This window comes from Frankia sp. BMG5.23, from assembly GCF_000685765.2.
GTDB lineage: Bacteria > Actinomycetota > Actinomycetes > Frankiales > Frankiaceae > Frankia > Frankia casuarinae.
The window spans coordinates 96,728-114,560 of the sequence record NZ_JDWE01000002.1 but is presented as its reverse complement, the minus strand read 5'-3'; the positions used below and the strand labels follow the sequence as shown (position 1 = coordinate 114,560).

Sequence of the window (17,833 nt, the reverse complement as noted above, 5' to 3'; positions counted from 1 at the left end):
GTGCTCCGATGTTCCGGCCGCACGCCGGGGCTGGCTGCACGCCGGGGCTGGCCGGCTCCCGGTCAGCGACGCGTCGGCGTGATGGGCTCGGGCAGGTCCGTCCTGCCCATCAGCCAGCGGTCAGTGGCGGCGGCCGCGGCACGTCCCTCGGCGATCGCCCAGACGATCAGCGACTGCCCGCGTCCCATGTCCCCGGCGACGAACACGCCGGGGACCGAGGAGGCCCACCCGGCGTCGCGCGCCACGTTGCCGCGCGCGTCCAGCTCCACCCCGAGATCGGTCAGCAGGCCGGACCGTTCCGGACCGGTGAACCCCATGGCGAGCAGCACCAGCTGGCAGGGCAGCTCGGTGTCGGTACCCTCGACCTTCTCGAACTTCCCGCCGACGAGGCGCACCTCGTGCATGCGCAGCGCCCGCACGTTGCCGTCCTCGTCACCGAGGAAGCGCTCGGTGGAGACGGCGAAGACCCGCTCGCCGCCCTCCTCGTGCGCGCTGGAGACCCGGTAGATGATCGGGTACGACGGCCACGGGTTGGCCGGGGCCCGCAGCTCCGGCGGCCGGGGCATGATCTCGAGCTGGTGCACGGAGAGCGCGCCCTGGCGGTGGGAGGTGCCCAGGCAGTCCGCGCCCGTGTCACCGCCGCCGATGATGACCACGTTCTTGCCCTTGGCGGAGATGGGCGACTCGGGCAGGTCCCCCTGCGCGACCCGGTTCGCGGGCACCAGGAACTCCATCGCCAGCTGGACGCCACCCAGCTGGCGGCCGGGAACGGGCAGGTCCCGGCCGACCGTCGATCCGCCGGCGAGGACCACCGCGTCGTGGGAGGAACGCAGCTCGTCCGCGGAGATGTCGAGGCCGACGTTGCAGGACGTGACGAACGACGTGCCCTCGGCCGCCATCTGCGCGAGCCGGCGGTCCAAGACCCGCTTCTCCATCTTGAACTCGGGGATGCCGTAGCGGAGCAGGCCGCCGATCCGGTCGGCCCGTTCGTAGACCACGACCTCGTGGCCGGCCCGGGTGAGCTGCTGGGCGGCGGCGAGACCGGCCGGGCCGGAGCCCACGACCGCCACCCGCTTGCCGGTACGCAGCGACGGCGGAACCGGGACCACGGTGCCGTCGGCCCAGGCGCGGTCGATGATGCTGACCTCGATCTGCTTGATGGTCACCGGATCGTCGCCGATGCCGAGCACGCAGGCCGCCTCGCACGGCGCCGGGCACAGCCGCCCGGTGAACTCGGGGAAGTTGTTCGTCGCATGCAGCCGCTCGATGGCGTCCACCCAGTCGCCGCGCCGGGTCAGGTCGTTCCATTCCGGAATGATGTTCCCGAGCGGACAGCCCTCGTGACAGAACGGGATGCCGCAGTCCATACACCGGCTGGCCTGCGTGCGCAGATGCTCCTCGGGGAACGACTCGTACACCTCGCGCCAGTCGGTGATCCTGACGTCCACGGGACGGCGCTTCGGCAGCTCCCTGCGGTGCTTGAGGAAGCCGGTCGGGTCAGCCATGCCGCTCCTGTCGGGTCCGTGCGATCGCGATGATGGTCGGGTCGTGCTTGGCGGCCCGGTCAGCCACGAGCCGCCGCCATGATGACCTCGTCGGCGACGAGCCCCTGCTCCTGCGCCTGCCGGATGGCGGTCAGCACCCGCTTGTAGTCCCGTGGCATCACCTTACGGAACGACCCGCGCACGGTGTCCCAGTCGGTGTAAAGCCGGGCGGCCACCGTCGAACCGGTCTCCCGGCGGTGCCGGACGAGCAGGTCCCGCACGATCGTCTCGTCGGCGTCGTCCAGCGCCTCGACGTCCACCATCTCGGTGTTGATCCGCGCCTCGACCGGGTCGTACAGGTAGGCCACGCCGCCGCTCATGCCCGCGGCGAAGTTGCGCCCGATGGCCCCGAGCACCAGCACGGTGCCGCCGGTCATGTACTCGCAGCCGTGGTCGCCGACCCCCTCGACCACCGCGGTCGCCCCGGAGTTGCGCACGCAGAACCGCTCGCCGACGATTCCGCGGAAGAACGCCTCGCCGCCCGTCGCCCCGTAGAGCAGGACGTTACCGGCGACGATGTTCTCCTCGGCCCGCAGCGGGGACTCCTTCGGCGGGAAGACGAAGATCTTGCCGCCGGACAGGCCCTTGCCGGCGTAGTCATTCGCGTCGCCCTCGAGGGTCAGTGTCATGCCGCGGGGCGCGAAGGCGCCGAAGCTCTGCCCCGCGGAGCCGGTGAACCGCAGCTGGATCGTGTCGTCGGGCAGCCCCGCCGCGCCGAAGCGCTTCGTCACCTCGTAGCCGAGCATGGTGCCCACGGTCCGGTTGACGTTGCGGATCGGCATCTCCAGCCAGACCGGCCGGCCGTCGTCGAGCGCTCCCTCGCACAGCTGGATCAGCGAGTTGTCCAGCGCCTTGTCCAACCCGTGGTCCTGGCTGGACGTGCAGTTCAGCGAGCCGCCGAAGGGCCGCTCCGGGGTGTGCAGCAACGGGGTGATGTCGAGGCCGGAGGCCTTCCAGTGGTCGACGGCGGCGCGGGCGTCGAGCAGGTCGACCCGGCCGACCGCCTCCTGCAGGCTGCGGAAGCCCAGCGCGGCGAGGTAGGTGCGCACCTCCTCGGCGATGAAGGTGAAGAAGGCCTCGACGAACTCGGGCCTGCCGGTGAACCGCCTGCGCAGTTCCGGGTTCTGGGTCGCCACACCGACCGGACAGGTGTCGAGATGGCAGACGCGCATCATCACGCAGCCGGCAACCACCAGCGGGGCGGTGGCGAAACCGAACTCCTCGGCCCCCAGCAGCGCCCCGACGATGACGTCGCGGCCGGTCTTCAGCTGCCCGTCGACCTGCACGACGATGCGGTCGCGCAGGCCGTTGAGCAGCAGCGTCTGCTGGGTCTCGGCCAGCCCCAGCTCCCAGGGGGCACCCGCGTGCTTCAGCGAGGTCAGCGGCGAGGCGCCCGTCCCGCCGTCGTGCCCGGAGATCAGCACCACATCGGCGTGCGCCTTGGAGACCCCGGCGGCGACCGTGCCGACGCCGACCTCGGCGACCAGCTTGACGTGCACCCGGGCCTTGGGATTGGCGTTCTTCAGGTCGTGGATGAGCTGGGCGAGGTCCTCGATCGAGTAGATGTCATGGTGCGGCGGCGGGGAGATGAGCCCGACACCGGGCGTCGAGTGCCGCGTCTTCGCGATCCACGGGTAGACCTTGTGGCCAGGAAGCTGCCCCCCCTCCCCGGGCTTCGCCCCCTGGGCCATCTTGATCTGGATGTCGTCGGCGTTGGCGAGGTACTCGCTGGTCACCCCGAACCGGCCGCTGGCGACCTGCTTGACCGCGGAGCGGCGCAGGTCCCCGTTCGCGTCCGGCGTGAACCGCTCCGCGTCCTCGCCGCCCTCGCCGGTGTTCGACTTCCCGCCGAGCCGGTTCATGGCGATAGCCAGCGTCTCGTGCGCCTCGGCGCTGATCGAGCCGTAGGACATGGCACCGGTCGCGAACCGCTTGACGATCTCCGAGGCCGGCTCGACCTCCTCGATCGGCACCGGCGTGCGCACCCCGGTACGCAGCTCGAACAGACCCCGCAGCGTCGCGTTCTCCCGGGACAGACCGTCGACCCGGGCGGTGTACTTCTGGAAGGTCTCGTACTGCCGGGTGCGGGTGGCGTGCTGGAGCAGGAAGACGGTCTCCGGGTTGAACAGGTGCAGCTCACCCTCGCGGCGCCACTGGTACTCGCCGCCGACCTCCAGCGTGCGGTGCGCGTGCTCGGAGGCGATCGGCGGGTAGGCCCGCCGGTGCCGCGCTGCCACCTCCGCCGCGATGACGTCGAGTCCGATGCCGTCGAGGCGCGACGGGGTACCCGCGAAATAGGCGTCGATCAGTTCCTGGGACAGCCCGATCGCCTCGAAGACCTGGGCACCGGTGTAGCTCGCCACCGTCGAGATGCCCATCTTGGACATCACCTTCAGCACGCCCTTGCCGAGCGCCTTGATCATGTTCTTCTCGGCCTGCTCCCGGGACACCCCGACGATCTCGCCCTCGGCGATGAGGCTGTCGATCGACTCGAATGCCAGGTACGGGTTGACCGCCGCGGCGCCGTAGCCGGTGAGCAGCGCGATGTGGTGCACCTCACGGGCGTCGCCGCACTCGACGATGAGGCCGACCTTCGTCCTGGTCCGCTCCCGGATCAGGTGGTGGTGCACGGCGGCGGTCAGCAGCAGCGACGGGATCGGGGCCTTGCGCGTGTCGGAGTCCCGGTCGGAGAGCACGACGATGCGGGCACCGTCGGCGATGGCCTCGCTGACCCCGGCGCAGATTTCCGCCAGCCGGGCGGCGAGCGCCGCGCCGCCCCCGTCGACGTCATACAGGCCACGGACCGTCACCGAGGCGAAGCCGGGCATGTCACCGTCGTCGTTGATGCCGATGATCTTCGAAAGCTGGCTGCTGCTGATCACCGGATAGGGCAGGTGCACCATCCGGCAGGACGCCGGGGATGGCGCGAGCAGGTTGCCCTCCGGGCCGAGCACCCGGCCCAGGCTCGTCACCAACTCCTCGCGGATCGCGTCCAGCGGCGGGTTGGTGACCTGCGCGAACAACTGGGTGAAGTAGTCGAACAGCAGCCGGGGACGGCTGGAGAGCACCGCCACCGGCGTGTCGGTGCCCATCGAGCCGATCGGCTCCGCGCCCGTGCGCGCCATCGGCGCGACGAGCACGCGCAGCTCCTCCAGCGTGTAGCCGAACACCTGCTGGCGACGCAGCACCGAGGAGTGCCCGTAGAGGAGCTGCTCCCGCTCGGGCAGGTCGTCCAGCTCGATCAGACCGGCGTGCAACCACTCCGCGTACGGCGCCGCGTTCGCGAGCTCGGACTTGATCTCCTCGTCGCTGACGATGCGCCCCTCGGCGGTATCCACCAGGAACATCCGCCCCGGCTGGAGCCGGCCTTTCTGCACCACCTTGTGCGGCGGGATGTCGAGCACGCCCACCTCGGAGGCCATCACGACCAGGCCGTCGTCGGTGACCCAGTACCGCGAGGGCCGCAGCCCGTTACGGTCGAGCACCGCCCCGATGACCGTCCCGTCGGTGAACGCGATGGAGGCCGGGCCGTCCCACGGCTCCATCAGCGTGGAGTGGAACTGGTAGAAGGCGCGCAGCGCCGGGTCCATCTCGGTGTGGTTCTCCCACGCCTCGGGGATCATCATCAGCACCGCGTGCGGCAGGCTGCGACCGCCCAGGTACAGCAGTTCCAGGACCTCGTCGAAGCTCGCCGAGTCGCTCGCCCCGTCCGCGCAGACGGGGAACAGCCGGGAGAGGTCACCGGGGATCAGGTCGCTGGCGAGCAGCGCCTCGCGGGCCCGCATCCAGTTCCGGTTCCCGCGGACAGTGTTGATCTCCCCGTTGTGGGCGACGAACCGGTACGGGTGCGCCAGCGGCCAGCTCGGGAAGGTGTTCGTGGAGAACCGGCTGTGCACCAGCGCGATGGCACTGGTGAACCGGGGGTCGTCGAGGTCGGGAAAGTAGGCCGAGAGCTGGTGGGTGGTGAGCATCCCCTTGTAGACCAGGGTCCGCGACGACAGCGACGCCAGGTAGACGCCGGTCTCCCGGCGGATCCGCTTGCGGGCGCAGAACGCCCGACGTTCGAGGTCGGCCTGGTCGAACCCGTTCCCCGCGCCGCCCTCAACCGGACCGGCGGCGGGCAGACTGCCGGGCAATGCGAGGAACAGCTGCCGCATCCGCGGCTCAACCTCGTGGGCCGCGTGCCCGACGATGTGGCTGACGACCGGCACCTCACGCCAGCCGAGGACCCGCAGCCCCTCCTGGCGGACGATGCGGCTGATGGTGCGCACGGCTTCGTCCCGCTCCCCCGAGACCTGCGGCAGGAAGGCGATCCCGACGGCGTAACGCCCCGGGGCGGGCAGCGTGAAGTCGACGACGTCACGCAGGAACAGGTCGGGGACCTGCACCAGGATGCCGGCTCCGTCGCCGGTGTCCGGGTCGCTGCCCGAGGCACCCCGGTGGTCGAGGTTACGCAGCACGGTCAGGCCCTGCTCGACCAGCTCGTGACTGCGCCTGCCGTGTACATCGACGACGAAGCCGACGCCACAGGCATCGTGTTCGAAGGTGGGGTCGTAAAGACCTTGCGCACTCGGCATCCGGCGAAGTCCTGTCCATCTTCAGGGGCTGAAGGGGGTGCGGACAACGCTGTCCGAGTGGTGTGACGGCACGGCGACGCTGGCCCGGCGCCCCGTGTCTCTACCGAGTGTGCCACGCGGCCCGCTCATGCGCCGCGATCAAATATGTCCAGGAGATCACCGCCAGATGACGTCATACCTCCCCGCCCGGCCTCGGTCACTACAAGTAGGGGAAGGTCGACGGTCCAGCCGACGCCCGGGGCCCCGCCGGAGACGGCGTCTCCGGCGTCTCCGGCGTCTCATCAGGGCAGCTGCGGCTCCTCCGGCGGAACGGCCGACGTGTGCCCACCGCTCGCCGGCAATCTCGTCGCCAGGCCGCGGCTCTGCTGCGAACCAGCCGGTACGCCGGTGGTGGCAGTGGTGGCGGTAGTGGCAGTGGTGGCAGTGGTGGCGGTGGTGGCGGTGGTGGCGGTGGTGGCGGTGGTGGCGGTGGTGGCAGTGGTGGCAGTGGTGGCGGTGGTGGCGGTAGTGGCAGTGGTGGCGGTCGACCCGGAGGCATCGGGCACCGCGGCGGCGGGCACCGACCCGGCGGAACCAGGATCGGCCGGATCGGGACCGCCCAGATCAGGATCGACCGAATCGGGACCGACCGAATCGAGAGCGGCCGAATCGGGACCGGCCGAATCGGGAGCGGCCGCCCGCTGGTCGGCGGTAGCGGCGGTCGTCACCGTGGACCGCGCCGCGGGCCGGGAACGGGCGATTCCGAGGGCCTCCTGCTCCTCCCTGGACAGATTCGGATCCACGGGACTGCGGGTGACCGCCAGCGCCAGCAACGCCCCCAGACAGACGACGATCGAGGTCCAGATGTTGACCCGCAGCCCGAGGATCTGGTTCGCCGTGTCGATGCGCAGCATCTCGATCCACAACCGGCCGAACGTGTAGAGCGCGACGTAGAGGCAGAACAGCTTGCCGCGGCCGAGCCGGTGCCGCCGATCGACGACCAACAGGATCCCGGCCACCACCAGGTTCCACAGGCACTCGTAGAGGAAGGTCGGCTGATAGGTGGACACGCCGGGGATGATCTGGTGCTTCTCGTCGATGCGCACCGCCCAGGGCAGGGTGCTCGCCTTGCCGTACAGCTCCTGGTTGAACCAGTTGCCCCAGCGTCCGATCGCCTGGGCCAGGATGATGCCCGGCGCCGCGGCGTCGCCGAACAGGGCGAGGCTGATGCCGTAGCGCCGGGTCGCCAGCCACGCGCCGAAGGCCCCGCCCGCGATGGCGCCCCAGATACCCAGCCCGCCGTTCCAGATCTTGATGACGTCCAGCACGTTGCCGTCCCGGCCGAAATAGGCGGCCGGAGTGCTGACCACGTGGTAGACGCGGGCGCCGACGATGCCGAACGGGACGGCCCAGTAGGCGACCTCGCTGGCCACCATGGGATCCATGCCGCGAGCGCGCAGCCTTCTTCCCGTCACGAATACGGCGACGAAGACGCCAATAATGATCATCAGGGCGTAGGCACGCAGCGGCACCGGCCCGAGATGCACCACGCCACGCGATGGGCTAGGAATAGCGGCGAGAACCACGGTCGCCAGGCTATCCCGTGGACCCGTCCATCACGCGCGGGGTGCCCCGGCCACGTGTCGCACAGTCACGTGTCGCACAGTCACGTGTCTCGCTCGGTGCGCGGCGGGGTGATATATGCGGCGCTCGATGTGGGCAATACTCGATGTGGGCGACAGATGTGACGGCCGGGTCGGGGCGGCCGGGAGTTCACGCCGGAACGGGAGCGCGCACCCCTCCGGCGAGTTCCGCGGCGAGCCGACGGATTCCGGCGAGGCCCGCTGAGGCGCCGGCTCCGGAACGTTCCGCCTCAAGCAGGACCTTCACCAGCGCGGAGCCGACGATCACACCGTCGGCGAAGCCCGCGACCTCGGCGGCCTGCGCCGCGGTGCTCACCCCGAGCCCCACCGCCACCGGGAGCTCGGTGGCGGCCCGCACCCGGGCGACCAGATCGGCCGCCCGCTCGCCGACCGCCGCCCGGGTCCCGGTGACACCCATCAGCGAGGCGGCATAGACGAAGCCGCGCGCGACGCCGGCGACCAGCCGGAGACGGGTGTCCGAGGAGCTGGGAGCGACGAGGAACACCGGGGCCAGGCCGTGCGCGGCGCACGCGTCGAGCCAGGGCCCGGCCTCCTCGGGCGGCAGGTCCGGAGTGATTGCTCCGGCGCCCCCGGCGGCGGCCAGATCGGCCGCAAACGAGGCCGCGCCGTAGCGGTCGATCGGGTTCCAGTAGGACATGACCAGGGCCGGGGCCCCCGTCGCGGCGACGGCCTCGACGGTGCGGATCACGTCCCGCGTCGTGACCCCGCCGCGCAGGGCCGCATCCGCCGCGTCCTGGATCACCGGACCATCCATGGTGGGGTCGGAGTAGGGCAGGCCGACCTCAACAACGTCGACTCCCGCCGCCACCATGGCCCGCATGGCCTCGATCGCCCCGTCCACCGTCGGGAATCCCGCGGGCAGATAGCCGACCAGCACCGACCGCCCCTCCTCGCGGGCCGCCGCGAACACTGCGTCCAACCGACTCTGCACCGTGCGTCCGTTCCGTCGAGCCCGAGGGCCTTTATGGCCTGTCTGTCCTGCGCGTTCTGTGCGTCCTACGCGTCCCGTGCGTCCCGTCTTGGTTGCTGCCGGTCCCGAGACAGGATCCCTCAGGGTCCCTCAGACCGGTCGCGCCGGACCGCCGACGGGGCCCCCGCCGGCATCGGCCTCGTCGAGGAGGTCGAACCAGCGGGCGGCGGTGTCGACGTCCTTGTCCCCCCGACCGGAGCAGTTGACGACGACAGTCGTGCCCGGACCGAGCTTCCGGGCGACGTCGAGGGCACCCGCGAAGGCGTGCGCGCTCTCGATCGCGACCAGGATGCCCTCGGTACGGGCCACCAGCGCGAGCGCCTCCATCGCGGCGGTGTCGTCCACGACCCGATAGCTCGCCCGACCGGTCTCGTGCAGCAGGGCATGCTCGGGGCCGATGCCAGGGTAGTCCAGACCCGCCGAGATCGAGTGGGAGACCTGGGTCTGCCCGAACTCGTCCTGCAGCAGGAACGTCCGCATGCCGTGCAGCACGCCCGCGGAACCGCCGGCGATCGCCGCGGCGTGCCGACCGGTGGCGACCCCGTCCCCCCCGGCCTCGCAGCCGATCAGCGCGACCTCGACGTCGGGGATGAACGGGTGGAAGATGCCCATCGCGTTCGAGCCGCCACCGACGCAGGCGACGACGGCGTCGGGCAGTCGGCCGACACGATCGAGCACCTGGGCGCGCGCCTCGACCCCGATGATCCGCTGGAAGTCGCGGACCAGCATCGGGAACGGATGCGGGCCCATCACCGACCCGATGCAGTAATGGGTCGTGTCAACGGTGGCCACCCAGTCGCGCATGGCCTCGTTGATGGCGTCCTTCAAGGTTCGGCTGCCGGAGGTGACCGCAACGACCTCGGCGCCGAGCAGGCGCATCCGGGCGACGTTTAGGGCCTGCCGGCGGGTGTCCTCCTCGCCCATGTAGACGACGCAGTCCAGGCCGAGCAGGGCGCAGGCGGTGGCCGTGGCAACACCGTGCTGACCGGCTCCGGTCTCGGCGATAACCCGGGTCTTGCCCATCCGCCGGGTCAGCAGGCACTGCCCGAGGACATTATTGATCTTGTGGGAACCGGTGTGCGCAAGATCCTCACGCTTGAGCAGGATGCGGGCACCGCCAACGTGCGCGGTGAGCCGGTGGGCGTCGGTGAGCGGAGTGGGCCGGCCCGCGTAGCTCGCCAGCAGCCCGTCCAGTTCCGCGGTGAAGCCGGGATCCACCCTGGCCGCCGCGTAGGCTGCGGTGAGCTCGTCCAGCGCCGCCATGAGGGCCTCGGGGACGAAACGACCACCGAAACGCCCGAAGTGCCCCGAAGAGTCGGGGAACGCCTGCCAGCTCGACGTGTCCGGACGGACCGGACCGGAGCCCGACGGCGTCCCGGTTCCGGCGGCCGCGGGGCGAACTGACTCGGCAGCGGTTCGGGTGGTCACGGTGCGACTGTATAGGGCCGAGCCCCGGATACCGGGGCACGGGCGCCGGCGGCCTCAGCGCCCGACCCGGGCCGCCGGATGCGCGCCGGCCGCCACCAGATCGGCGACCGTCTGACGAGGATCGCCGGTGACGGCTGCCTCGCCGACCAGTACCACGTCCGCCCCCGCAGCGGCGTAGGCGAGCAGATCGTGCGGCCCCCGGATGCCGGACTCGGCGACCGCGAGCACTTCCGGGGGCACCATCGGCGCGAGCCGGGCGAAGGTGCTCCGATCGATCTTCAGCGTGTGCAGGTCGCGGGCGTTCACCCCGACCAGTTGGGCGCCGGCGTCCAGCGCCCGCACCATCTCCGCCTCGTCATGCACCTCGACCAGCGCCGTCATGCCCAGGGACTCGATCCGCTCGCGCAGGCCGACGAGCCGCGGCTGGTCCAGCGCCGCGACGATGAGCAGGACGATGTCCGCCCCGTGCGCCCGGGCCTCGAAGACCTGGTAGGGCGACACGATGAAGTCCTTGCGCAGCAGCGGGACGTCCACCGCGCGACGCACGGCGTCGAGGTCGGCCAGGGAGCCGCTGAAGCGCCGTTGCTCGGTCAGGACACTCACCGCGGCGGCGCCCGCCGCCTCGTACTCGGTGGCGAGGGCAGCGGGGTCGGTGATGGTCGCCAGCTCCCCCTTCGAGGGGGAACGGCGCTTCACCTCGGCAATCACCGAGACCCGGGAGTCCCGGAAGACGGCAAGCGCGTCCTTCGGGTCGGGAACGCGTTCCACCCGCCGCTTGAGATCTGCCAGAGAGGTCTGTTGCTCGCGGGCGGCAAGATCGATCCCGACCCCGTCGAGGATCTCGGTGAGAACGCTCATCGCCCCGCGCTCGCGACTGTCGCGGTCATGCCGCCGATGGTAGGCCAGGCAGGCACGGTGTGCCCGGCCCCCCCACATGCGGCTACGATCCACGACTCCACATAGTTGACTTTCCCGTGAGGAATCGGGTAGCGGCCCGAACGCACCCATCTTCACGGACGCTGCACTGTCAGCCACTTCGGATCCGCCTGCACCGATCAGCTACGGTCCGCAATCGATCTTGCGTCGTGAGCCCGTTGACAGAGTAACGCGACGAGGCCGGTGAACCACCGTGTGCAGAGGCACCACCGGGTTACCACCTCGATCGTCGGGCGACGACATCACGAGATCCGGGCGGCCGCACGACAGGTTCTCGGGATCGGCGGCCGCAACGCGCCGCGCACACTCGGGACCGCCGCGCCTTCGCCGACCGGAAACACGCATGGCACGCCGCACATGTCCTCGGGCGGACCCGAACCCTCGGGCGGACCCGGGCAGCGCCCCAGGGACGGCGTGGCGGGCTGGCGTCGATCGTCGGCGCCCCCTATACTCGAACATGAGTTCGACACCGAGGAGAGTTCCGATGGACAGCCGCCCCCTCTCGTCCCCCCTCTCGTCCCCCCTCGGCGCCGCCCGGGTGCCCGCGGCGCGCGACGCCCCGGGCGCGCACCGGCGGCCCCGCCTCGAGCCCGAGCTCGCCGAGCAGCTCGACGAGCTGTCCCGCTGCCTGATCCGGATGGACGCCGTCATGATGATGCTCGAAGCCGACCTGGACCGCCGGGCGCTGGCTCTCACGGAGCTGGTCGACCCGTTTCCCGACCTCCCACCCGCGGACCTGGCGCCCGCCGACCCGCTGGCCGACCCGCTGGCCGGTGGCGCTCCCGGTTCCGGCTGGCCGGCCCGCCAAGCCGGGCGTCGCGGAGACGCCAGGTGATCAGGTCGGGTCGTGGCCCCGCTCGATCGCGTCCCAGGCGTCGGCCGGAGTGGCATCGCGGGCCTGGTAGCGGCCGGACATTGCGGGCCATGACCGGCCGCGCAGGACGACGAGGGCGCCGACGAGGATGAGCAGCAGCCCGCCCGCAAACGACAGCCAGGGAGCGATCGTCTGGCTGACGTCATCGATCCGCGCCTGGCCACCGGGCACGAGCTGGCGGACCTGATCGGTCTCGCGCAGCGTCGGGAGTGGATCCCAGCCGATGCGTCCGGCCACGTAGGCGATACCGGCCCCGGCGGCCGCGGTGAGCACACCGATGACCAGCCGCCCGATGCGCCGGGTGGCCACGATCGCCACGGCCGCGGCAAGCCCGACCAGGGCGAGAGCGGTCGCCGTCGATGCGAGCGCCCCGCCGGTCCAGTGCACGGCGAGTGGCGCCGCGACGGCGCCGCCGTCCGCCCCACCGCGGGGCCCGCTCACCCGAGCGGACACCCAGGTCGCACCGCCCGACACGAGCACGACGCCGGCACCGAGCAGACATCCCAGCACCGCGAGGGTGCGTTCCCGGTGGCCGCGTCGCATCGCCTCGGCCGCGTGCACATCGCCTCCGGGACGGTGGCCCGGCGAAGGCGGCTCCGCGGTGCCGGCCCGGTCGCGCGGGGAGGATGGGCGCCCCGCGGGGGGGGACCCTGCGGCCGTCATGACGGCGGTCGCAACGACTCGGCGACCTCGACGGCGCGCAGGACGGCGGCGGCCTTCGCGCGGCTTTCCAGATCCTCGGTGTCGGGATCGGAATCCGCGACGATGCCGGCTCCGGCCTGAACGTAGGCCATACCGTCGCGCATCACTGTGGTGCGGATCGCGATCGCGGTGTCCAGATCACCGCCGAAGTCCAGGTAGCCGACCACGCCCCCGTACAGGCCCCGCCGGGTCGGCTCCAGCTCGTCGATGACCTCCATCGCCCGCACCTTGGGCGCCCCCGAGAGCGTCCCCGCCGGAAACGTCGCGGCCAGCACGTCCACGGCGCTGCGGTCCGGAGCCACCTCACCGATCACCGTGGAGACAATGTGCATGATGTGCGAGAACCGTTCGATGGCCGCGAACTCGACGACCCGGACCGAACCGGGGTTGCAGACCCGCCCGAGGTCGTTGCGGACCAGGTCGACCAGCATCACGTGCTCGGAGCGTTCCTTCGGATCCGCGAGAAGCTCCGCCGCAAGCTCGGCGTCCTGTTCGGGAGTGCCTCCCCGGGGCCGGCTGCCCGCGATGGGGTGCAGCAACGCCCGGCGGCCGGTGACCTTGACGTGCGCCTCCGGGGAGGATCCGACGACGTCGTGGTCGGCGAAACGCAGCAGGTACATATAGGGACTCGGATTCGAGGTCCGCAGCACCCGGTAGACGTCGAGCGCATCCGCGGTCGTCCGCCGTTCGAAGCGCTGCGAGACGACGATCTGGAAGCACTCGCCGGCGCGGATCTCCTCGATGGCCCGCTCGACCGCGGTCTGGAAGGCACCGGGAGGCGTGGCGGAGACGAAGTCGCCGACCCCCGCGGCGGTGCCCGCCGTGGTCGCCACGGTCGGCTCGTTCCACTTCGCGAGATCGCTGGTCATGGCCTCCAGCCGGGCCACCGCGTCGTCGTAGGCGGCGTCCAGGTCGATCCCGGCCGGGTGTGCGGCGGCGTCCGCGTCCCCACCGGTGGTGCCGGTGGCGCCTGCGTCACCGGCACCATTCCCGCGGCCGGTGAAGACGTTGGCCACCAGCAGGCAGGAACCATCCCGATGGTCCAGCACGGCGAGATCGGTGGTGAGCAGCATGCGCAACTCGGGAAGGCCGAGGTCGTCGACGGCGTGCGCGGGGAGCCGCTCGATGCGGCGCACGATGTCGTAGCCGAGATAGCCGACCAGACCACCCATGAGCGGAGGGGCCTGTGGGCTGTTCGAGGCCTGCAGAGTGCTCTCCACCGCACGCAGGATGTCGAGCGGGTCACCGTCGACCGGCACTCCGGGAGGCGGCGCACCGTCCACCCACACCGCCTGCCCGTCGCGCTCGGTCAGCGTCGCCGCGGCCCGCACACCGATGAACGAATACCGCGACCACACCCCGCCATGCTCCGCCGATTCCAGCAGGAACGTCCCGGGGCCGCCGGCGAGCTTGCGGTAGACGCCGACGGGTGTCTCCCCGTCGGCGAGCAGCCGACGGGTGACGGCGACGACCGGATGCGCCGCCGCCGCGGCCCGGAACTCCTCCCGGCCGGGGATGATCTGCCCGGTCGTCATCGGTCCGCGCCGGCCTTGCTCACGCCGGCCCTGTCCACGCCAGCGGGGTCACCGGCGGCACCGGAAACGCTGGCGGCACCGGAAACGCTGGCGGCACCGGAGAGGTCGCGGGGCCGGGCGGTATCCGCGGCCTCGACGGTCACCGTGGGCAGAAGATTGCCGTCGAAGCAGGTCCGCGTGCCCGTGTGGCAGGCCGGGCCCACCTGGTCCACCCGGACGAGGACGGTGTCCCCGTCGCAGTCGAGCGCGACCGACCGCACCCATTGCCGGTGCCCGCTGGTCTCCCCCTTGACCCAGTACTCCGCGCGGCTGCGGCTCCAGTACGTGGCCCGGCCCGTGGTGAGGGTCCGGTGCAGCGCCTCGTCGTCCATCCACCCGAGCATCAGCACCTCGCCGGTGTCGTACTGCTGGGCGACGGCGGGGAACAGGCCCGCGTCGTTGCGGCGCAGCCTACGGGCGATGGCGGGATCCAGAGCGGAAGGGCGAATGGTCACCCCACCATTCTGCTCGCGCCCGGCGCCGCAGCGGTGCCGGGCGACGGGCCGCCCGCCGCTCCCGTCCCGACCCCCGCCGCCCAGGATCGGTGCAGGCGCTGGTACACGCCGCGCATCGCGATCAGATCCCGGCGCGGACCGCGCTGGACGATCCGTCCGGCGTCCACGACGACGACGTCCTGTGCCGCCTCGGCCGTCGGCGCCCCGTCGGCGCCCCGTCGGCGGACGCGCCTGGTCAGCGCACGGGTACACCCGCGCCGCGCAGCGCCGTCTTCACCTCGCCGATGCGCAGCTGCCCGAAGTGGAACACGCTCGCCGCGAGCACCGCGTCCGCGCCCGCGTCGATCGCCGGCGCGAAGTGGGCCAGGTCGCCGGCCCCGCCGCTGGCGATCACCGGGACATCGACCTCGGCACGCACCGCGCAGATCATCTCCAGGTCGTAGCCGTCCCGTGTGCCGTCGGCATCCATCGAGTTGAGCAGGATCTCCCCGGCGCCGAGCTCGACCACCCGCGCCGTCCAGGCCACCGCGTCGATGCCGGTGCCCTTGCGGCCGCCGTGCGTCGTGACCTCGAAGCGCGGACCGTCGGGACCGGGTGGGCGCCGGGCGTCCACCGAGATGACGATGCACTGGTTACCGAACCGGTGGGCGCACTCGCGCACCAGCTCGGGCCGGGCCACCGCCGCCGTGTTGATGCCGACCTTGTCGGCCCCCGCCCGCAGCAGGCGGTTCACGTCGTCGACCGAGCGGACCCCGCCACCCACGGTCAGCGGGATGAACACCTGTTCGGCGGTCCGCCGCACGATGTCATAGGTGGTCTCCCGATCGCCGCTGGACGCGGTGATGTCGAGGAACGTCAGCTCGTCGGCACCCTCGGCGTCGTAGAGGCGCGCCATCTCGACCGGGTCGCCGGCGTCGCGCAGGTCCGTGAAGTTCACGCCCTTCACGACCCGGCCGGCGTCAACGTCGAGGCAGGGAATCACCCGGACCGCGACGCTCATCGACCCACCGCACCCGCACATCCGTTTCCGATATTCCCGATATTCCCGGCAACGGCCAGGGCCTCGGGCAGCGTGAAGGCGCCGGCGTAGAGCGCCTTGCCGATGATCGCGCCCTCCACTCCGGGCACCACGGCGATCGCGGTGAGGTCGTCGAGCGTGGCCACGCCGCCGCTGGCGACCACCGGCCGGCTGGTGGCCGCGGTCACGGAGCGCAGGAGCTCGACGTTCGGCCCGGTGAGCGTGCCGTCTCGGCGCACATCCGTCACCACGTACCGGGCGCAGCCGTCGGCGTCGAGGCGGGCGAGCACATCGAACAGCTCGCCACCGTCCCGCGTCCAGCCCCGGGCCGACAGCGTGGTCCCCCGGACGTCGAGACCGACCGCGATACGGTCACCGACCCGGTCGATGGCCCGGCGGACCCAGTCGGGATCCTCGAGCGCAGCCGTGCCGATGTTGACCCGGGCCGCGCCGGTGGCCAGCGCCGCGTCGAGCGATGCGTCGTCGCGGATGCCGCCGGAGAGCTCGACGGCCACGTCCACCGCGCGTACCACCTCGGCGATGAGCTCCCGATTCGACCCCCGGCCGAAGGCAGCGTCGAGATCGACCAGGTGGATCCACTCGGCGCCGTCGCGCTGCCAGGTCAGCGCCGCCTCCCGCGGGTCGCCGTACGAGGTCTCGGAACCGGCCTCGCCCTGGACGAGTCGGACGGCCCTGCCGTCGGCCACGTCCACGGCGGGCAGCAGAGTAAGCGTCACATCGGCCACCCTACGGTCCAGCGGGGCGCTGGAGCCGCCCTAATTACAGGACATCCGCATTACAGGACATCCGCCCTCGCGTTCACGCTCACTCAGACCAGGGCTCGCTCAGACCAGGCTGCCGAGCCAGTTCGCCAGCAGGTGCGCTCCGGCATCCCCGGACTTCTCCGGGTGGAACTGGGTCGCGGCGAGCGCACCCCGTTCGACGGCGGCGGCGAACGGCTCGCCGTGCTCCCCCACGGTGTCCCCGGCGGCCGGATCGGCCTTCGCCGCGTACGAGTGGACAAAGTAGAACCGCGTGTCCGCGGGCAGTCCGGCGAACAGGATCGATCCGGCGGGCGGCGCCACAGTGTTCCAGCCCATGTGCGGCAGGATGTCGGCGGCGAGCCGGCGGACCTCGCCAGGGATCACGCCGAGCCCGACCGTCCGCACCCCGTGCTCGTCACCGAGCTCGTACAGCACCTGCATCCCGACGCAGATCCCGAGCACGGGCCGTCCCGCCGCTACCCGCTCCCGCACCACGGGCGCGGCGCCCACGGCGTCGATGCCTGCCATACAGGCCGCATAGGCGCCCACGCCCGGTACGACCAGGCCCGCCGCGCCGCGGGCCACGTCAAGATCCGCGGTCACCGTCACGTCGGCGCCGACTCGGGCGAGCGCGCGCTCGGCCGACCGCAGGTTTCCCGAGCCGTAGTCCAGGACAACCACCCGGGGACGCCGGCCGGGTCCGTCTCCGCTCACAGCACACCTTTCGTGGAGGGTATCCCGGCGACGCGGGCGTCGAGCGCCACCGCGTCGCGCAGAGCCCGCGCGACCGCCTTGAACTGGGCCTCGACCACGTGATGGGCGTTGCGGCCGGACAGCACCCGCACGTGCAGCGCGAGCCGGGCGGACGCGGTGATCGACTCGAAGATGTGCCGGGTCAGCGTCGTGTCGTAAGTTCCGATCATCCCGACGAGATCCGGTTCGACGTGCACGCAGTACGGCCGGCCGGACAGGTCGACGGCGGCTTGGGCGAGCGCCTCGTCCAGCGGGACGGTGGCATCCCCGAACCGGCGGATACCCGCCTTGTCGCCGAGCGCCTCGCGCAGGGCGGACCCGAAGGCGATCGAGGTGTCCTCGACGGTGTGGTGGGCGTCGATGTGCAGATCCCCCCGGGTACGCACGGTGAGGTCGAACCCGCCGTGCTTGCCGAGCTGGGACAGCATGTGGTCGAAGAACGGGACGCCGGTGTCCGACGAGGAGATTCCCGTCCCGTCGAGGTCGAGCTCGACCAGGACGTCCGACTCCAACGTCTTGCGTTCGATTCGCGCGGTGCGTGCCATCGGGGGCTTCCTCGGTCTCTGTAGATCTCAGGCCGGGCCAGGGGCTCAGG

At 71.6% G+C, this 17,833-nt stretch carries 14 protein-coding genes and 1 pseudogene; 1 reads left to right on the top strand and 14 read right to left on the bottom strand.

Translation table 11 applies throughout. The features are described from left to right. Positions 1 to 62: 62 nt before the first annotated feature. The 6 genes from BMG523DRAFT_RS01580 to trpC form a co-directional block, all read right to left on the bottom strand. Positions 63 to 1,505 carry a glutamate synthase subunit beta gene (locus tag BMG523DRAFT_RS01580; protein ID WP_011437397.1) on the bottom strand — a complete coding sequence of 481 codons (1,443 nt, stop codon included), beginning with the start codon at positions 1,503 to 1,505 and terminating at the stop codon, positions 63 to 65. 59 nt (positions 1,506 to 1,564) lie between these two features. After that, positions 1,565 to 6,121 carry a glutamate synthase large subunit gene (gltB, locus tag BMG523DRAFT_RS01575; protein ID WP_011437398.1) on the bottom strand — a complete coding sequence of 1,519 codons (4,557 nt, stop codon included), beginning with the start codon at positions 6,119 to 6,121 and terminating at the stop codon, positions 1,565 to 1,567. 281 nt (positions 6,122 to 6,402) lie between these two features. Beyond that, positions 6,403 to 7,686, bottom strand: coding sequence for a prolipoprotein diacylglyceryl transferase (lgt, locus tag BMG523DRAFT_RS01570; RefSeq protein WP_043590173.1), 1,284 nt, complete (start codon positions 7,684 to 7,686; stop codon positions 6,403 to 6,405). Between the two features lie 187 nt (positions 7,687 to 7,873). Continuing rightward, positions 7,874 to 8,695, bottom strand: a complete 822-nt coding sequence (trpA, locus tag BMG523DRAFT_RS01565; protein WP_011437400.1) for a tryptophan synthase subunit alpha — start codon at positions 8,693 to 8,695, stop codon at positions 7,874 to 7,876. A gap of 129 nt (positions 8,696 to 8,824) precedes the next feature. After that, a complete protein-coding gene (gene trpB / locus BMG523DRAFT_RS01560) occupies positions 8,825 to 10,162 on the bottom strand; it encodes a tryptophan synthase subunit beta (RefSeq protein WP_011437401.1) in 1,338 nt (445 codons plus the stop codon). Between the two features lie 54 nt (positions 10,163 to 10,216). Further along, positions 10,217 to 11,020 carry an indole-3-glycerol phosphate synthase TrpC gene (trpC, locus tag BMG523DRAFT_RS01555; protein WP_035732068.1) on the bottom strand — a complete coding sequence of 268 codons (804 nt, stop codon included), beginning with the start codon at positions 11,018 to 11,020 and terminating at the stop codon, positions 10,217 to 10,219. Positions 11,021 to 11,582: 562 nt separating this feature from the next. Here trpC and BMG523DRAFT_RS01550 point away from each other — a divergent pair. Further along, a complete protein-coding gene (locus tag BMG523DRAFT_RS01550; protein ID WP_011437403.1) occupies positions 11,583 to 11,933 on the top strand; it encodes a hypothetical protein in 351 nt (116 codons plus the stop codon). Here the strand turns inward: BMG523DRAFT_RS01550 and BMG523DRAFT_RS01545 are convergent, their stop codons facing one another. From BMG523DRAFT_RS01545 to hisB, 8 genes and pseudogenes are all read right to left on the bottom strand, one after another. After that, on the bottom strand, positions 11,934 to 12,635 hold the full coding sequence (locus BMG523DRAFT_RS01545; protein ID WP_082456682.1) for a Trp biosynthesis-associated membrane protein: 702 nt from the start codon (positions 12,633 to 12,635) through the stop codon (positions 11,934 to 11,936). Beyond that, positions 12,632 to 14,209 carry an anthranilate synthase component I gene (locus tag BMG523DRAFT_RS01540; RefSeq protein WP_011437405.1) on the bottom strand — a complete coding sequence of 526 codons (1,578 nt, stop codon included), beginning with the start codon at positions 14,207 to 14,209 and terminating at the stop codon, positions 12,632 to 12,634. The genes BMG523DRAFT_RS01545 and BMG523DRAFT_RS01540 overlap by 4 nt, the downstream gene beginning before the upstream one ends. Then, positions 14,206 to 14,703 carry a phosphoribosyl-AMP cyclohydrolase gene (hisI, locus tag BMG523DRAFT_RS01535; protein WP_011437406.1) on the bottom strand — a complete coding sequence of 166 codons (498 nt, stop codon included), beginning with the start codon at positions 14,701 to 14,703 and terminating at the stop codon, positions 14,206 to 14,208. Before hisI ends, BMG523DRAFT_RS01540 begins: the two co-directional genes overlap by 4 nt. Continuing rightward, positions 14,700 to 14,900: pseudogene (locus BMG523DRAFT_RS22465) on the bottom strand (hypothetical protein); the annotation flags it as partial. The pseudogene BMG523DRAFT_RS22465 and the gene hisI, both read right to left, overlap by 4 nt. A gap of 38 nt (positions 14,901 to 14,938) precedes the next feature. After that, positions 14,939 to 15,703: an imidazole glycerol phosphate synthase subunit HisF gene (hisF, locus tag BMG523DRAFT_RS01530; RefSeq protein WP_011437407.1), complete on the bottom strand. Its 765-nt coding sequence runs from the start codon at positions 15,701 to 15,703 to the stop codon at positions 14,939 to 14,941. Beyond that, complete coding sequence (gene priA / locus BMG523DRAFT_RS01525; RefSeq protein WP_011437408.1) at positions 15,700 to 16,458, bottom strand: bifunctional 1-(5-phosphoribosyl)-5-((5-phosphoribosylamino)methylideneamino)imidazole-4-carboxamide isomerase/phosphoribosylanthranilate isomerase PriA; 759 nt, start codon at positions 16,456 to 16,458, stop codon at positions 15,700 to 15,702. The genes hisF and priA overlap by 4 nt, the downstream gene beginning before the upstream one ends. 108 nt (positions 16,459 to 16,566) lie before the next feature. Next, positions 16,567 to 17,199, bottom strand: coding sequence for an imidazole glycerol phosphate synthase subunit HisH (gene hisH, locus BMG523DRAFT_RS01520; protein WP_011437409.1), 633 nt, complete (start codon positions 17,197 to 17,199; stop codon positions 16,567 to 16,569). Further along, entirely contained in the window at positions 17,196 to 17,783 is a 588-nt protein-coding gene (gene hisB, locus BMG523DRAFT_RS01515; RefSeq protein WP_011437410.1) for an imidazoleglycerol-phosphate dehydratase HisB, read from the bottom strand. Before hisB ends, hisH begins: the two co-directional genes overlap by 4 nt. Positions 17,784 to 17,833: the final 50 nt, after the last annotated feature.

What these genes read in the sequence shown, in the direction of transcription:
- BMG523DRAFT_RS01580 (WP_011437397.1), bottom strand. Translation starts at nt 1,505, where the DNA reads ATGGCTGACCCGACCGGCTTCCTCAAGCACCGCAGGGAGCTGCCGAAG.
- gltB (WP_011437398.1), bottom strand. Translation starts at nt 6,121, where the DNA reads ATGCCGAGTGCGCAAGGTCTTTACGACCCCACCTTCGAACACGATGCC.
- trpC (WP_035732068.1), bottom strand. Translation starts at nt 11,020, where the DNA reads ATGAGCGTTCTCACCGAGATCCTCGACGGGGTCGGGATCGATCTTGCC.
- BMG523DRAFT_RS01550 (WP_011437403.1), top strand. Translation starts at nt 11,583, where the DNA reads ATGGACAGCCGCCCCCTCTCGTCCCCCCTCTCGTCCCCCCTCGGCGCC.
- BMG523DRAFT_RS01545 (WP_082456682.1), bottom strand. Translation starts at nt 12,635, where the DNA reads ATGACGGCCGCAGGGTCCCCCCCCGCGGGGCGCCCATCCTCCCCGCGC.
- BMG523DRAFT_RS01540 (WP_011437405.1), bottom strand. Translation starts at nt 14,209, where the DNA reads ATGACGACCGGGCAGATCATCCCCGGCCGGGAGGAGTTCCGGGCCGCG.
- hisF (WP_011437407.1), bottom strand. Translation starts at nt 15,703, where the DNA reads ATGAGCGTCGCGGTCCGGGTGATTCCCTGCCTCGACGTTGACGCCGGC.
- hisB (WP_011437410.1), bottom strand. Translation starts at nt 17,783, where the DNA reads ATGGCACGCACCGCGCGAATCGAACGCAAGACGTTGGAGTCGGACGTC.